Here is a 14,907-nt window from a genome sequence, read left to right on the forward strand (position 1 = left end):
TGAAGAGACGGCCGACAGGCTACGTAGTATTACGTAGCCGGCTTACGTAGTTGCGCGCTTGTAAGGACGTTCACGAAAGCGAATACTACATGCCCGCGGCGTACCGCGCCTGGCGGCGCGCGCGCGGCGTTTTTTGCACGATGCCGGCCTCTTGCGGTGCGGCCGGCGCTCATTCGTATGGATGTTCCATCCGCCCGGTCGTTTTTCAGGTGCTGCGTCCTGGGGCGGTGTAAAGAGCAAACGCTGGTTTTGCCCTCCAATATCAGGTAACCGGTTTTCCGCGTGCCCGGCCACAAGTCACGGCGCGCAGTTCAATAATAGACTTAGGAGAAGTTTGTGGAGACCTCCCAATCTGCCGGCCGTTCATGGCTCTGGCTTATCTTGCTGATCCCGTATATCGCGTTGCTATGGCTGCCGTTCTATAACGACACGCGCCCCTCGTTCGCCGGCTTTCCGTTCTTCTACTGGTATCAGTTCTTGTGGGTTCCGTTGACCTCGCTGCTGATTTACGTCGTGTACCGAGGTGTCAAATGAGCGATCTGAATCCCGTGAACCCGGTCGCGATGACCGTCTTTATCGCTTTCTTCGTTCTCGTCACCGTGATCGGCTTTTTTGCCGCGCGCTGGAAGCGGGGCGACCTGACGCAATTGCACGAATGGGGCCTCGGTGGCCGCCAGTTCGGCACGGTGATTTCGTGGTTCCTCGTGGGCGGCGACTTCTATACCGCCTACACTGTGATCGCGGTGCCCGCCCTCGTGTATTCGGTGGGCGCATATGGCTTCTTTGCTCTGCCGTACACGATCATTGTCTATCCGTTCGTGTTCGCAGTGATGCCGAAGCTGTGGAAGATCGCTCACGCGAAGAACCACATCACGGGGGCGGACTACGTGCAGGGTGAATATGGCGGCAAGTGGTTTCCTGCCGCGGTCGCGATCACCGGTATTGTCGCCACCATGCCGTATATCGCGCTACAGCTGGTGGGTATGCAGGTGGTGATCAAGGGGCTCGGCGTGACCGGCGAAATGCCGCTGATCGTCGCCTTCGTGATTCTTGCGCTGTACACCTATGCAAGCGGCTTGCGGGCGCCGGCGATGATCGCGTTCGTCAAGGACATCATGATCTATATCGTCGTGATCGCGGCGGTCTGGCTGATTCCCGCGAAGCTCGGCGGCTATGCGCATGTGTTCGATGCGGCCGATACGTATTTCAAGGCTAAAGGCGGCGCAACCGGCATCATTCTGAAGCCGACGCAATTCACCGCGTATGCCTCGCTTGCTTTGGGTTCGGCACTCGCGGCATTCATGTATCCGCACACGATGACGGCGGTGTTGTCGTCCTCGTCGGCGAACACAGTGCGCAAGAATGCGATTTTCCTGCCGGCGTACACGCTATTGCTAGGGCTGATTGCGTTGCTTGGCTATATGGCGATTGCGGCCGGCGTGCATGTGAAGTCGGCCTCCGACATGGTACCGGCACTCTTCAATACGCTATTCCCGTCGTGGTTCATCGGCTTTGCGGCCGCTGCAATTGCGATTAGCGCGTTGGTGCCTGCAGCGATCATGTCGATTGGCGCGGCCAATCTGTTCACGCGGAATTTGTGGCGTCCTCTCGTCTCGCCGAATATGACGCCTGAGGCGGAAGCATCAACCGCGAAGATGGCTTCGCTGGTTGTGAAGTTCGGTGCGCTGTTGTTTATCGTGTTCTTGCCGACGCAGTATGCAATTGATTTGCAACTGCTGGGCGGGGTCTGGATTTTGCAGATTTTCCCGGCCATTGTGTTTTCCTTGTACACGCGCCGACTGAATACGCCGGGCTTGTTCCTCGGTTGGCTTGCCGGGATCGTGATCGGCACGGGACTGGCCATTTCGCAAGGGCTCAAGCCGGTATTTGCGCTGCATATCGGCGATGCGACCTGGCCGCTTTATATCGGCTTGATCGCGTTGGCCGCTAACATTGTGGTTAGTTTCGTTGTTTCGGCCTTGTCGCCGCGCAGGAGTGTGGTCGCAGTTTAAGGTTGCTGTTTGCCTGGCCGGCGCTGTGGAGTGGCTTACTCCGCGGCGCCGGCTTTTGTTTTTGTGTAGAAGGAAAACCAGGGACCCGATCGGGCATAGGCGATGCTATAAATGAGCGATACGTGCCGCGCGTTCATAGGGAGGATAGGTAATGCAGTTCGACTACAAGCACTTCCACATCGATTGCCGGGCCCGCCACGCAGAAGACGGTGCTTACCATGCGCGGGCCAGGATCAGCCGCGTGCCCCAACATAACGAGCATGTCCAGTCGCACGATTCGGGCGACATCGACGCCTTTTCGAACGAAGCTGACGCCATTTCATGCGCGAAGTCGTGGGCAATGGAGTGGTGCGACGCGGCGACCCAGTAGGGCGCTTCAGCAGGATGCCTTCCAGGGGAACATGCCGTGGCCAAGCTTCGCATCGCAACCTTCAACATCAACGGTATCCGTTCGCGCTTGCCCGCGCTGCTGCAATGGCTCGAGCGTGAAGCGCCGGACATTGTGTGCCTGCAAGAACTGAAGGCCGTGGACAGCGCATTTCCTGTCGAGCAACTACGCGCGGCGGGCTACGCTTCCCTCTGGCAAGGCCAGAGCGCATGGAACGGCGTGGCGATTCTTTCGAAAGGGGAGGCGCCCATAGAAAGCCGGCGCGGCCTGCCTGGTTTCGAAGAGGATACGCATAGCCGCTATCTGGAAGCGGCCGTCGGCGGTGTGCTGGTGGCCTGTCTCTATCTGCCGAACGGCAATCCGCAGCCGGGCCCCAAGTTCGACTACAAGCTAGCGTGGTTCGACCATCTGATCGCGCACGCCGCGAAGCTATTCAAGAGCGGCCATCCGGTGGTGCTGGCGGGTGACTTCAACGTCGTCCCGACCGACGAAGACATCTACAATCCGCGTTCATGGTTGAAGGACGCGCTGTTGCAACCCGAAAGCCGCGATCGTTATCAGCGGCTGCTCGCGCAAGGGTGGACCGATTCGCTGCGGACCCACTTCGGCGACGAGCGCGTGTACACCTTCTGGGACTATTTTCGTCGCCATTGGGACACGAACTCGGGTTTGCGCATCGACCACATACTGCTGAGCGCGGACCTCGCGCCGCGCTTGCGCGACGCGGGCGTCGATCGTTGGGTACGTGGAGAGCCGCACGCGAGCGACCACGCGCCGACGTGGGTGGAGCTGGATCTAGGCGCGGGACGCCGCAAAAAGAAGAGCGGATAGGCGCATCGTCGATCTTGTTGAAGTACACGTGTTGCTGGGGTGCGGGCAGGAGAACTTCCGCACGCCGACTTCCAAAGAGCGAGGCACAAGCAGAGCCGGGCGATCGCCTACTGCCGATCGCCCGATCATCTGATCAGCTACGTCGAAATTTACCGGCGATAATCGCGCCCCGACGCCCCGTGCGACCAGAGCGCACCGGCGACAAAACCGGCGAGCGCGACCACGGCAATGGTGGTGAAAGGGCTTTCCGCAGTCGTATCCCGAACGAGGCTGGTGGTACTCGCGCAAAGTTGTTGGGCTTTGCCGCTGAGTTCCTTGGCCTTCCCGGCCAGTTGAGTGCCTGTATCACCTAGCACGTCGCCGACGGCGCCTTGCACCTTTCCTGCGACTTCCTTGACTGCGCCTTCTGCTGAGTTGGTGTCCATACGTTTGCTCCCATTGTCATATTTACGTGTGGGCCATTGCCGCGCAACGTCGCCACACCGAGGTTCACGCAGGCCGCTCCTGCTTGCGGCTTACGTCCATCAGACGGGGCGCAAGAAGCGCGCCCGAGGAACGGAATCAACTCACGGCCGACGCCGTGTACAACCGGTAAAGCGCGAACACACAGGAAAGCCGGAGCACGCAAACATTCAGCGTCGACGTCGAAAATTAATCCCCACGAACACCGCCATCAACATCAAAAACCCGCCAAACAACAGGGCGGAATTGACGACAACATGTCTGACCCCAAGTACATCGACATTGATGAAGGGATACGGATAGAAATCCGACAAACTCCCGCGCCAGAAGGTGATGACGAGATAGGCAATGGGATAGACCAGCCATAACAGGCAGTGCCGCAACCGTAAATGAAAGCGCGGCACGAATAGCACCCAGTAAAGCGCCGTCAGCATAGGCAACACGCTGTGCAGCGATTCGTTGAGCAGCAACCGGTAGGCCGCGGGCGACCACAACCCCCGCAGAAGAAGGTTATACGCGATCCCCACAAACGCCATATAGACAACGACCGCGGTCACCACAGTAGGCTGACGGAAAAAACGCGCGATCGGCGAACTGCGTCCGCGTAGCGCTACGCAGGTAAAACAGATCGCGCAAGCCAACACCGTCAGATTGGTGAGATAGCTGCTCAGCCGCGCAATGCCATCGAGCACGCTGAGCCCGCGGGCAAGCGTGCGATCGATTGTCAGATCGGTTTGTGCGGCGATCGAAATCCACGCGATGACGGCAATGATTGCCGCCAGCGTCACGGATGAGACGCTGGGCGTGTGGAGCGGGAGCTCGGGCTCGTGTTGCTGAGAAGGGGCAGGGCGCATGTAAACGATTTTATACATACCGGATTTGCTTTGCAGCAAGCGCGACAAAATCGCGCCCGTCCAGGCCGGATTGCTCACGACAAACGGGTGGTCTGCTAGCATGTGCGCTGCCTTACCGTGCCCGCAGAAGCAGTCTTCTGAAACCGAGTAAAAATTCACACAAAAACCGGAGAAGAGCATGAAAGCCAGCACCATCGCCGAGCGGGAGGCCCGTGGCCGTGCCGCCCGTGAACATTCGAAACGTTCGAGCCATCGTACGGTCGGGGAATTGAATCGCAATCCCATCGAGCTGCTCAAACAAAGCAGCGAGGGACGCGTGACGAATCTGGTGCCGCTGCGCTATGGGCGCATGGCCGTGTCGCCTTTCACGTTTTTTCGCGGTACCGCGATCCTGCAAGCTCACGATCTGAGCCGGGTTCACGATTCGGGCCTCACCATGCCGATCTGCGGCGACGGCCACCTGATGAATTTCGGCGGTTTCGCCACACCGGAGCGGCAACTCGTATTCGATCTGAATGACTTCGACGAAGTCGCGACCGGTCCTTTCGAATGGGACCTGAAACGGCTGACCGCGAGTCTCGTGGTCGCCGCGCGGCATATGCGGTTGAGCCGCGGGACAGCCGAGCATCTCGTGATGACCGCCGTCACCGAATACCGTGACCGCATGGCGCAATATGCGCAATGCAGCGCGCTCGAACTCTGGTATGACCGCATCACGTTCGACCGCATGGCGGAAACCGCGCTGACGCCCGAGCGCCGGCGTACCGTGCGGCGCGGCATGGAAAAGGCCGCGAGCCGTACCCACGAAAACCTGCTGGAGAAAATGGCGGTGCGTGACGGCGACCATTGGACGATCCGCGATGCGCCACCGGCGCTGTTCCACGTGCTGGGTGCGAACACGCTGTTCACGCCGGAAGAGGCCGAAGTGTTCAAGGCGGCCAACTGGCGCAAGCTGCTCGAACGCATGTGGGGCGAGTACCTCAAGACGATGTCGCACGACAGGCGCGAACTGCTGAGCCATTTCACCGTGCAGGACATTGTGTTCAAGGTGGTGGGCGTCGGCAGCGTGGGCACGCGTTGCATGGTGGTATTGAGTGTCGATCACATGGGCAAGCCGCTGTTCCTGCAAATCAAGGAGGCCCGGCCGTCGGTGATCGCGCAGTTTTACAAGTCGCCGGGCAACAAGCACGAGGGCGAGCGTGTCGTGCAGGGGCAGCGTACGTTGCAGGCCGCGAGCGACATCTTTCTCGGCTGGGCGACCGGACCCCAAGGGCGGCACTTTTATTTCCGCCAACTGCGCGACATGAAACTGTCGGCGAATATCGAATTGTTCGATACCGATTTGCTGGAAGGCTATGCGCAACTATGCGGCTGGATCATGGCGCGCGCTCATGCCAAGGCGAGCGGCCAGGCGATCGAAGTCAGCGCGTATATCGGCCGTGGCGATCAATTCGCGGAAGCGCTCACGGGCTATGCGAACACCTATGCGGATCAGGTGGAACGCGACTACGACGTGTTCCTGAAGGCGTGCCGCAGCGGCGAACTCGAGGCGCGTTCGGACGAAGACATGGCGGCGGATTTCCGCGTGTAACCGCGGGCGGTGTTTGCGCGGCTCGCTTGCTGGCCCGCCTGGCGAGCCGTGAGCACGGCGTGGCCCTGTTCGAGGTTCAGTTCAGTGCTCGGGTCTGGGGCTCGAGGCGAAGGCTGGAGTCTAATGCGCAATACGTGCTTCACGCAGCGTAACGAAGCGCAAGTGCTGCCGGCGAGCCGCGTCGATCACTCGCGGCAGGACCGCGAGTATCAGCGGTTTGCCTTCGACGGTGAGCGCGGCATTGCCGTCGTGCAGCAGCAGGATGTCGCGCGCGGCAAGACCGTCGAGCAGCCGGCGCGCGACCACGCGCGGATCGCGCTCGCGCGTATCGTAGCCGCGCCGCGTCCACGCCGCGAGCCGCAGATCGAGTTTGCGCAGCACGGGTTCGAGAAAGATGTTGCGCAATCCCGCCGGGGCGCGGAAGAACATCGGCCGCTCGCCGCTCAATGTCTCGAAGGTCCGCTGTGCCGCATCGATCTCGCGCGTGAGCGCCGCCGGAAACGTGAGCGAAAACGTGTGCAGGTGAACCTGCGAATGGTTTTCCAGCGCATGGCCGCGTGCGACGATTTCCCGTATGAGCTCCGGGTAGCGTTGTGCTTTCGCGCCGATGCAGAAGAAGGTGGCGCGTACGTTCAAGGCGTCGAGCAGATCGAGCACTTGCGGTGTGACAACCGGGTCGGGACCGTCGTCGATGGTCAGTGCGATTGCGTCCGCGTTGCGCGCGCCGGCGGGCAGGCGCGTCCAGTTCGGGCCCAGCAGCGAGGTGCGCGGCAACAGGCCGGCCACCGTGAAAACAGCGTGATTCGCGAAGATCGCGGCCAGCCACCACGGCCACGCGGCGGGCGTCAGCAGCCATCCGGCCAGCACGAATACGTGCCATGCGGTGGTGGCCGTGAGCATCGCGGGGTAGCCGGTGTGCGGCCAGCGCGGCTGTGGTGTGGCTTCACCGCGTTGCGACGGCGTGAATAACTCGTTCATAAAGCGTGCTTCCTGTCTTCCTTCCTCCGTCCTGGGAAGGCCTTGAATCGCGCGCGACGCGCAACAGCGAACGATACCATTGATGTACCGTCCGACGCGGACGCTGATACGAATGGAAAACAATGAAAGCGCGCTGAAAGACGTGACATTTTTTCGGCGGCCGCAACGTTGCATTTGTGATGGGCGATCCGCTGTTGTATGGTGCTAAGACCAATTAAACGGAGAGGAAAAGCTGTGACAGGAACGGGAATCAAGAAGGTGGCGCTGGTGACAGGCGCGGGCAGCGGCATCGGTCGGGCCAGTGCGCTCAAGCTGCTGGAGCATGGCTATAGCGTCGTGCTCGCCGGCCGTCGTCAGGCTCAGCTCGACGCTGTTGTCGAAGCGGCGCAGCAACTGGGTGGCGATGCACTCGCCGTGGCCTGCGACGTGACGGACGCCGACAGCGTCGCCGCGCTGTTCGACACGATCCGCGCGCGACGCGGCCGGCTCGACGTGCTGTTCAATAACGCGGGCCGCGGCGGCTCGCCCGTGGATATCGACGAACTCGATATTGACGAATGGCGCTCGGTGGTCGACACCAACCTCACCGGCGTGTTTCTGTGCACGCGGGCCGCCTTCGGTCTGATGAAAACGCAGACGCCGCGAGGCGGCCGCATCATCAACAATGGCTCGATTTCCGCGCATGCGCCGCGGCCCAACAGCATTGCCTACACGGCGACCAAGCACGCGATCACCGGCATCACGAAAGCGGTTTCGCTCGACGGCCGCAAATACGACATCGTGTGCGGGCAGATCGACATCGGCAATGCCGCGACGGAAATGGCCGAGCGGATGGCGCGCGGCGTGCCGCAAGCGAATGGCGAAATCGCGGTCGAGCCGTTGATGGACGTGCAGCATGTTGCCGACGCGGTGCTGCATATGGCGGAATTGCCGCTATCGGCGAATGTGCAGTTCATGACCATCATGGCGAGCAAGATGCCGTTCGTCGGCAGAGGCTGAGCGCGGCGCGGGAGATCAACTTATACTGAACCCTCCCCGCCTTTTCGAAAAAGCGATTCGCCGTGCCCAGCAACACACCCAGGGACGACCGGCCGCCGGTGCCGCCCGCGCGGCCCGATCTCGACGATTGTTGTCATAGTGGCTGCAATCCTTGTGTCTTCGATCTCTACGATGACGCGCTCGAACGCTATCAGGCAGCGCTCGCCGAATGGCAAGCGCGCCAGACGGGCCACAGCCACACCCTATCCCCGTCATGACCGACCCTCTGCCCGCGCACATCGAACCCTTCACTGAATCGCACACGCTGGACGATCTGCATACCTTCGTGCAGCGTTATCCGCGTCTGTTCGTACTGACCGGCGCGGGCATCAGCACCGACTCCGGCATTCCAGGCTATCGCGACGACAACGGCGAATGGAAGCGTTCGCCGCCGATCACGCTGCAGGAATTTCTCGGTACGGTGGCGATGCGCCAGCGCTACTGGGCACGCAGCATGGTCGGCTGGCCGGTGGTGGCCGGCGCGCAGCCGAATGCCGCGCATACCGCCTTGGCGCGGCTCGAGGCAGCGGGTCACGTGCCGACGCTCGTCACCCAGAACGTCGACGGTTTGCATCAGCGTGCGGGCAGCCGCGAGGTGATCGAACTGCACGGCGGTATCGGCGATGTGACGTGTCTGGACTGCGGCATGCAGCATTCGCGCGCGTCGATCCAGCAGACGCTGGCGGCCGACAACCCCGCGCTGCTGAACGTCACCGCCGAAACCGCCGCCGACGGCGACGCGCATCTCGAGTGGCACGATATCGAATCGTTCCGCATTCCAGCGTGTACGAACTGCGGCGGTTTGTTGAAGCCCGCAGTGGTGTTCTTCGGCGAAAGCGTGCCGCGTGAGCGGGTTGAAGCGGCCTCGCATGCGCTCGATGCGGCGGATGCTGTGCTGGTGGTGGGCTCGTCGCTGATGGTTTATTCGGGCTACCGTTTCTGCGTGTGGGCGCAAAAGCTGGGCAAGCCGATCGTCGCGATCAATCTCGGGCGCACGCGTGCCGATGCGCTACTGTCACTGAAAATCGCCGCGCCCTGTGCGGATACGCTGACTGCTTTGGCCGCGCGGCTGGCGCTGGATTGAGGCCGCGACCTACGACCGTGAACTACGCCCGTGAACGCGCCGAACGCGTGCGCACGCCCCTCTATTGAAACAAAGTGAACATGACTGACTCCCATCCCGCACTGCGGCAACGCTCGCCGTCCGCCGAACGCAATCGTGAACCGATTCTCGCTGTATTGCGCAAGGTGCTGCCGGCCACCGGCCGTGTGCTGGAAATCGCGAGCGGCACGGGCCAACACGCGATCTGCTTCGCCGGTGCGTTGCGTGGGCTCGACTGGCAACCGAGCGATCTCGATGCAGATGCGCGTGCGTCGATTGCCGCATGGATCGCACATGAAGAGCTGACCAACGTGCGCGCACCGCTTGCCCTCGACGTGCATCAGCAGGATTGGGGCGTGCAAACGCTGGATAAGCTCGACGCCGTGGTCTGTATCAACATGATTCACATCTCGCCATGGAGCGCGACAGAGGCACTGTTCGCCGGCGCGAGCCGCCGCCTGGCCGTCGGCGGTGTACTGTATCTGTACGGTCCTTATAAACGCGGTGGTGCGCAGACCTCGCCGAGCAACGATGCGTTCGATCAACAATTGCGCAGCCGCGACCCCGCGTGGGGCGTGCGCGATATGGAAGCCGTGGTGGCGTTGGGCGCATCGGTCGGACTCGTGTGCGACGAGCCGATCGCGATGCCGGCCAACAATTTCAGTCTGGTCTTCAGGAAACACCCGGAGGCGGCGCGGGTCTGACTAGCGTCCGCCTCCGTGCGGCAAGCCGGCATTTCTTTTATCCTTTCACCCTCAACGTTCCGCCGACGTTCTTTCCGGCGTGACGTCTCGACATTTTTTGGACTCTGGAGAATTCACATGGGCAAACAGGCAATCGGCGTGGTGGGGCTAGCGGTCATGGGCCGCAATCTGGCGCTCAACATCGAAAGCCGCGGCCACGCGGTGTCGGTGTACAACCGTAGCCGTGAGAAAACCGACGAACTCATCGCCGAATATCCGGACAAGAAGCTGGTGCCGGCGTTCACGCTGGAAGAGTTCGTGGAGTCGCTGGAAAAGCCGCGCCGCATTCTGCTGATGGTGAAAGCGGGCGAAGGCACCGACGCGACGATCAACCAGTTGAAACCCCTGCTGGAAAAAGGCGACATTCTGATCGACGGCGGCAACACCCATTTCACTGACACCATCCGCCGTAATCAGGATCTCGCAAAGTCCGGTCTGCACTTCATCGGCACGGGCGTGTCGGGCGGCGAAGAGGGCGCACTGAAAGGGCCATCGATCATGCCGGGCGGCCAGCGCGACGCCTATGACCTGGTCGCGCCGATCCTCACCGAAATTGCCGCCAAGGCGCCGGACGGCGAGCCGTGCGTCGCGTACATGGGACCGGACGGCGCGGGCCACTTCGTGAAGATGGTGCACAACGGCATCGAATACGGCGATATGCAGCTGATCGCCGAGAGCTACGCTGTGCTCAAGCAGGTCGTCGGCCTGTCGAACGAAGAATTGGGCAAGGTCTACACCGAATGGAATCAGGGCGAACTCGACAGCTATCTGATCGAAATCACCTCGAAGATTTTCAGCAAGAAAGACGATGAAACCGGCAAGGACCTGGTCGACGTGATCCTCGATCGCGCCGCGCAGAAGGGCACGGGCAAGTGGACCAGCCAGAACGCGCTCGACCTCGGCGCGCCGCTGCCGCTGATCACGGAGGCCGTGTTCGCGCGCGTGCTGTCGTCGCTGAAGACGCAGCGCGTGGCCGCCAGCAAGGTGCTGGAAGGCCCGGCGCCCAAGCCGCTGGGCGTCGAGCGTGATGCGTTCATCGAGTCGGTGCGCCGTGCGTTGTACTTCAGCAAGGTGATTTCGTACGCGCAAGGTTTCGCGCAACTGCGCGCGGCCTCGGAAGAATACAAGTGGGACCTGGACTACGGCACGATCGCGAAGATTTTCCGCGCCGGCTGTATCATCCGCGCCCGCTTCCTGCAGAAGATCACGGACGCCTATGCGAAAGACAAGGCAATCGCCAATCTGCTGCTCGATCCGTACTTCCGCGACATCGCGAAGAATTATCAGTCGGCGTTGCGCGAGGTCGTGATTGCCGCCATCAATGCGGGCGTGCCGGTGCCGGCATTCGCGTCGGCGGTGGCGTATTTCGACGCGTATCGTTCGGAACGCCTGCCGGCGAATCTGGTGCAGGCACAGCGCGATTTCTTCGGCGCGCATACGTTCGAGCGTATCGACAAGCCGGGCAGCTTCCACGCGAACTGGAGCTAGGCGTTTGAATCGTGGGCCGGCGCGCACTTGCCGCAAGGCGCGCTGGGCCTCGCTGGCGATTGAAATCGAGCCAGAGAATTATTGCTGAAAGCTATCAGACAGTTCGCGTGACGGTACCGCAGATCACCTACTATTGCGAAATTCGAAATAGAGTTTCATCGTTTTAGGGGTTTCCCCTAGATGCCAACGCTCCTAAACTTCGGTTCAAGCGCTACGGACCACATGTCCGAAGCGGATGAAAAACAAGTTCTGGAGGTTTACATCATGAAAGCTCTTATCTCTGCAGTTGTTGTCGCCGCGGCTCTGGTCGCTCCTGTTGCTTCGTTTGCTCAATCGAACCAGCCGCTCACTCGCGCCGAAGTGCGTGCTCAACTGGTGCAACTCGAAAAGGCCGGCTACAACCCGGTTGGCGACCATTTCGACTACCCGGCCAACATTCAGGCCGCGCAGGCACGTGTCGACGCACAGAACGGCACTGCTCAAGCTGTGAATAGCGGCTACGGCGCGCCGATGGCCGGCAGCTCGCAAGCCGGCCGTCCGGTGAGCAGCAACGACCGCAACTCGGTCTACTTCGGCAACTAATCGTCGAAGCTGATGCAAGCGCCGCCTTGGTAGTAGGCGGCGAGTTATAAAAACGCCGACCGGATTGCCGGGCGGCGTTTTGTCATTTACGGGCCGGGTCGGCAGCCAATTCGATTTCAAGGCGCTTCAGCGCGCAGTCTAAACGCACATGGCGGACCGGCGGCGCTTGCGGACGCGCGCCGGTGGTGCGCGGCAGTGCGGATGTGTTTGCGCGGGCGCAGCGTCAATGCAGGGTTCGATGCCGGTGGCCTATTTCATCGAACAGCGCGCGGCTTGGTTCGAGAGCCAGCAACCAGGATTCGTCGTAAGCGCTGAGGTTGTCGAGCGCCTCGCGCAACCGTTCGATTGCAACGGCGGGAATCTCGACGCTGGCTTCGACGCCGCTCGACAGGCCCGCGATGCTGGCCAGTTGGACCAGCGCGTCGGCGGCTTCGGCAACGTCTGCCGCGAAAACGAGATGTGTGTTCAGCAACTCGACCAAACCGGGCGACGCCGCAACATCGTCGACGTTGAGTTGCACGGCCAGAAAGGTGGCTTTGTTCATCCCCAACTCCTCGCAGGATTCAGGCGTTTGCGTACGGTGCATCGTGGCAGTTTGACTGAGTATAGGCGAGGGTCGAAAGGATTCAATGTTCACACGAATGCGTCCGAGCGGCCTCGTGCCAGCGGTCGTGATGGCTGCAACACCTATAATGGGGCCAGTCGGAACGCGTGATCTCGCCGGGGCGGCCGCTTCGGTATGCGGCACAGATAACGCGCGGACAGCGTCGGCTTCTCAACCCGCTATTCACCATGAAGATCATCCGCAGCAAGAGCTTCACCGCGACGCGTCCATGGGGCGCGCTCGATATCGCCAACATGGGCGGCATAACGACGCGCCTGCATTGGACCGATCAGCCGTATAAATGGCATGTCAACGACGGCGAGGAAGTGTTCGCCGTGCTCGACGGACGCGTGGAGATGCGCTACCGCGAAGATGGCGTCGAACGGTCGGCCATTCTGGAAACGGGCGATGTGTTCTACGCGTCGGTGGGCACCGAACATGTCGCGCATCCAATCGGCGTGGCGCGCATTCTGGTGGTCGAGGCCGCGGGCAGTGTCTGAGGGCTCACCAGCCCATGCGGTGCCGACTCCCACGGCGGCATAATGGATACGAGCCGAGCCGAGCCGAGCCGAGCCGAGCCGAGCCGAGCCGAGCCGAGCCGAGCCGAGCCGAGCCGAGCCGAGCCGAGCCGAGCCGAGCCAGGCGGCACGGCAAATGCTTGGGGCTGATTGAAACCGATCGAATCAAAGTGTCGAGGAAAATCACATGACAGGACAATGGCAATTCACGGCGAGCCGGTTGCTGATCGCGGCCACCTTCGGCGTGTTGATCAGCGGCTGTACGTCGATGCCGTGGGAAAGCACGCCGTTTTACAGCAGCGCGCCGTCCCATCCCACTACCCTCGGCACGGTCCCTGTGCCGGCCGGCTACTACCGCGCCAATCAGGGCGACACGCTGGCGGGCATCGCATCGGCGTATGGCCGTAAGCCGCAGGAGATTGCGGCGTGGAACGGCCTCGCGGCGAATTCCGCCGTCAATCCGGGGCAGGTGCTGCGGGTGGCGCCGCCCATGGCGTCGGGTAGCGTGGTGACACCGCCGGTTAATGTTGCCGGTCAGAATGGTTCGGTCACGACGCCTGGCGCGACCGGTGCCCCCGGCGTTCCGCAGCCAGGTGTGCTGTTGTGGCCGCTGCGGGGTCCCGTGCTGAAGGCCTTCGCGCCCGGCAAGTCGAACGGCATCGTGATCGGCGGCCATCCGGGCGATCCGGTCAAGGCCGCCGCCACCGGCCGCGTGGTCTATGCGGGCACGGGTATCGAGGCGTACGGTCCGCTCATCATCATCAAGCACGACGACTCGCTGATTACCGCCTACGGGCAGAACAGCACGCTGCTGGTCAAGGAAGGCGACGCTGTCGCGCAAGGGCAAACCATCGGCGAAGTCGGTGTGGATAGCCGGGGTGTGGCATCGATCCAGTTCGAAGTGCGCCAGAACGGCCAACCGGTCGATCCACTGACGTGGCTGCCGAAGTCGGGTGGGTGATTCCAGATGATCCCGGCTTGAGAAAACGTTCGATTCGAACAGTCAGCCATCGGTTGACCAGGTGATTGCCTGAGCCTCCTTGCCGATGAGATCGGCCATGAGGCGCTCCACCGCATCGTTGCCGAGCGGGGCGCGCCAATGTACTTCAAACCGTTCTTCGAGCCGGGCCGTGTCGGTAGCGATCCGCAACGCGCGGGACCTGACAGCGCACCGGTGCTGCTCGAGGCGCTCGATTGATCTCGCGCGGGTATCGGCCGCCAGGTCGTATTCGAGCGTCAGCCGTCCACGCCTGTTGCGAGGCAAACGTTTCTCGATTGCACCGAGTACCAGAAGCACAACAATGCCTAACACGAGGCCGGTGATAGCGAGGGCGATCTGGCCGCCGCCGGCGCACAAACCGATCACGGTAACAAACCATAATGTTGCAGCGGTCGTGACGCCCGTGATGAGACCGTCCTTGCGCAGAATCGCACCGGCGCCGATGAACCCAACGCCGGACAGAATGCCGAGCGGCAGGCGCATCAGATCGAGCTGCACGAACGAGCCTTCGGGTTTGCCGGCCTGCGACAACAGCACGTTGACCTGAAGCATCGCGATGCAGGCGGCAAGGCAAACCAGCAGTGTCGTGCGTAGACCTGCCGCCTTGCCGGACTCGCCGCGATTCAGTCCAATCACCACACCGGCTGCCAACGCGACCGCAAGGCGAACGGCTACGTCCTGCCAACTGACTGTCAATGCCATCGCGTTCATACCCG

At 61.8% G+C, this 14,907-nt stretch carries 18 protein-coding genes; 13 read left to right on the top strand and 5 right to left on the bottom strand.

From position 1 onward, the window contains the following. Positions 1 to 336 precede the first annotated feature (336 nt). The 4 genes from P0D84_RS25345 to P0D84_RS25360 all read left to right on the top strand — a co-directional run bounded on the left by P0D84_RS25345 (position 337) and on the right by P0D84_RS25360 (position 3,231). Positions 337 to 534, top strand: a complete 198-nt coding sequence (locus P0D84_RS25345; protein ID WP_093634922.1) for a DUF3311 domain-containing protein — start codon at positions 337 to 339, stop codon at positions 532 to 534. Further along, a complete protein-coding gene (gene mctP / locus P0D84_RS25350; protein WP_408341415.1) occupies positions 531 to 2,012 on the top strand; it encodes a monocarboxylate uptake permease MctP in 1,482 nt (493 codons plus the stop codon). The genes P0D84_RS25345 and mctP overlap by 4 nt, the downstream gene beginning before the upstream one ends. A gap of 151 nt (positions 2,013 to 2,163) precedes the next feature. Continuing rightward, positions 2,164 to 2,382, top strand: a complete 219-nt coding sequence (locus P0D84_RS25355; RefSeq protein WP_408341416.1) for a hypothetical protein — start codon at positions 2,164 to 2,166, stop codon at positions 2,380 to 2,382. Between the two features lie 36 nt (positions 2,383 to 2,418). Then, the gene (locus P0D84_RS25360) at positions 2,419 to 3,231 is read left to right on the top strand and encodes an exodeoxyribonuclease III (RefSeq protein WP_408341417.1); all 813 of its coding nucleotides are present in this window, start codon (positions 2,419 to 2,421) and stop codon (positions 3,229 to 3,231) included. A gap of 149 nt (positions 3,232 to 3,380) precedes the next feature. Here the strand turns inward: P0D84_RS25360 and P0D84_RS25365 are convergent, their stop codons facing one another. Together P0D84_RS25365 and P0D84_RS25370 are read right to left on the bottom strand one after the other, a co-directional pair. Next, a complete protein-coding gene (locus P0D84_RS25365; RefSeq protein WP_408341418.1) occupies positions 3,381 to 3,656 on the bottom strand; it encodes a CsbD family protein in 276 nt (91 codons plus the stop codon). A 207-nt stretch (positions 3,657 to 3,863) separates the two neighbouring features. After that, positions 3,864 to 4,547, bottom strand: a complete 684-nt coding sequence (locus tag P0D84_RS25370) for a Pr6Pr family membrane protein (RefSeq protein WP_408345989.1) — start codon at positions 4,545 to 4,547, stop codon at positions 3,864 to 3,866. A 178-nt stretch (positions 4,548 to 4,725) separates the two neighbouring features. Between P0D84_RS25370 and P0D84_RS25375 the strand changes: the two genes are divergently transcribed. After that, entirely contained in the window at positions 4,726 to 6,138 is a 1,413-nt protein-coding gene (locus P0D84_RS25375; RefSeq protein WP_408341419.1) for a DUF2252 domain-containing protein, read from the top strand. A gap of 120 nt (positions 6,139 to 6,258) precedes the next feature. On the opposite strand, the gene P0D84_RS25380 is transcribed toward P0D84_RS25375, so the two are convergent. Then, positions 6,259 to 7,116, bottom strand: coding sequence for a polysaccharide deacetylase family protein (locus P0D84_RS25380; RefSeq protein WP_408341420.1), 858 nt, complete (start codon positions 7,114 to 7,116; stop codon positions 6,259 to 6,261). 234 nt (positions 7,117 to 7,350) lie between these two features. Here P0D84_RS25380 and P0D84_RS25385 point away from each other — a divergent pair, with 234 nt between their 5' ends. The 6 genes from P0D84_RS25385 to P0D84_RS25410 all read left to right on the top strand — a co-directional run bounded on the left by P0D84_RS25385 (position 7,351) and on the right by P0D84_RS25410 (position 12,069). Then, positions 7,351 to 8,115 carry an SDR family oxidoreductase gene (locus tag P0D84_RS25385; RefSeq protein ID WP_408341421.1) on the top strand — a complete coding sequence of 255 codons (765 nt, stop codon included), beginning with the start codon at positions 7,351 to 7,353 and terminating at the stop codon, positions 8,113 to 8,115. A gap of 62 nt (positions 8,116 to 8,177) precedes the next feature. After that, a complete protein-coding gene (locus P0D84_RS25390; RefSeq protein ID WP_408341422.1) occupies positions 8,178 to 8,372 on the top strand; it encodes an oxidoreductase-like domain-containing protein in 195 nt (64 codons plus the stop codon). Beyond that, positions 8,369 to 9,238, top strand: a complete 870-nt coding sequence (locus P0D84_RS25395) for an NAD-dependent protein deacetylase (protein ID WP_408341423.1) — start codon at positions 8,369 to 8,371, stop codon at positions 9,236 to 9,238. The genes P0D84_RS25390 and P0D84_RS25395 overlap by 4 nt, the downstream gene beginning before the upstream one ends. Before the next feature lie 80 nt (positions 9,239 to 9,318). Then, positions 9,319 to 9,960, top strand: a complete 642-nt coding sequence (locus P0D84_RS25400; protein WP_408341424.1) for a DUF938 domain-containing protein — start codon at positions 9,319 to 9,321, stop codon at positions 9,958 to 9,960. 117 nt (positions 9,961 to 10,077) lie between these two features. After that, the gene (gene gnd, locus P0D84_RS25405; RefSeq protein ID WP_408341425.1) at positions 10,078 to 11,487 is read left to right on the top strand and encodes an NADP-dependent phosphogluconate dehydrogenase; all 1,410 of its coding nucleotides are present in this window, start codon (positions 10,078 to 10,080) and stop codon (positions 11,485 to 11,487) included. Positions 11,488 to 11,751: 264 nt separating this feature from the next. Then, a complete protein-coding gene (locus P0D84_RS25410; protein WP_408341426.1) occupies positions 11,752 to 12,069 on the top strand; it encodes a DUF4148 domain-containing protein in 318 nt (105 codons plus the stop codon). Between the two features lie 223 nt (positions 12,070 to 12,292). Here P0D84_RS25410 and P0D84_RS25415 read toward each other — a convergent pair whose 3' ends face one another. Beyond that, complete coding sequence (locus P0D84_RS25415; protein WP_408341427.1) at positions 12,293 to 12,613, bottom strand: hypothetical protein; 321 nt, start codon at positions 12,611 to 12,613, stop codon at positions 12,293 to 12,295. Positions 12,614 to 12,861: 248 nt separating this feature from the next. On the opposite strand from P0D84_RS25415, the gene P0D84_RS25420 reads away from it, so the two are divergent. Continuing rightward, entirely contained in the window at positions 12,862 to 13,173 is a 312-nt protein-coding gene (locus tag P0D84_RS25420; RefSeq protein ID WP_408341428.1) for a cupin domain-containing protein, read from the top strand. A 205-nt stretch (positions 13,174 to 13,378) separates the two neighbouring features. Then, entirely contained in the window at positions 13,379 to 14,152 is a 774-nt protein-coding gene (locus P0D84_RS25425; RefSeq protein ID WP_408341429.1) for a murein hydrolase activator EnvC family protein, read from the top strand. Positions 14,153 to 14,194: 42 nt separating this feature from the next. Here the strand turns inward: P0D84_RS25425 and P0D84_RS25430 are convergent, their stop codons facing one another. Next, on the bottom strand, positions 14,195 to 14,902 hold the full coding sequence (locus P0D84_RS25430) for an MgtC/SapB family protein (RefSeq protein ID WP_408341430.1): 708 nt from the start codon (positions 14,900 to 14,902) through the stop codon (positions 14,195 to 14,197). Between the last annotated feature and the right edge of the window lie 5 nt (positions 14,903 to 14,907).

The organism is Paraburkholderia sp. RL17-337-BIB-A (assembly GCF_046025895.1).
GTDB classification, from domain to species: domain Bacteria; phylum Pseudomonadota; class Gammaproteobacteria; order Burkholderiales; family Burkholderiaceae; genus Paraburkholderia; species Paraburkholderia fungorum_C.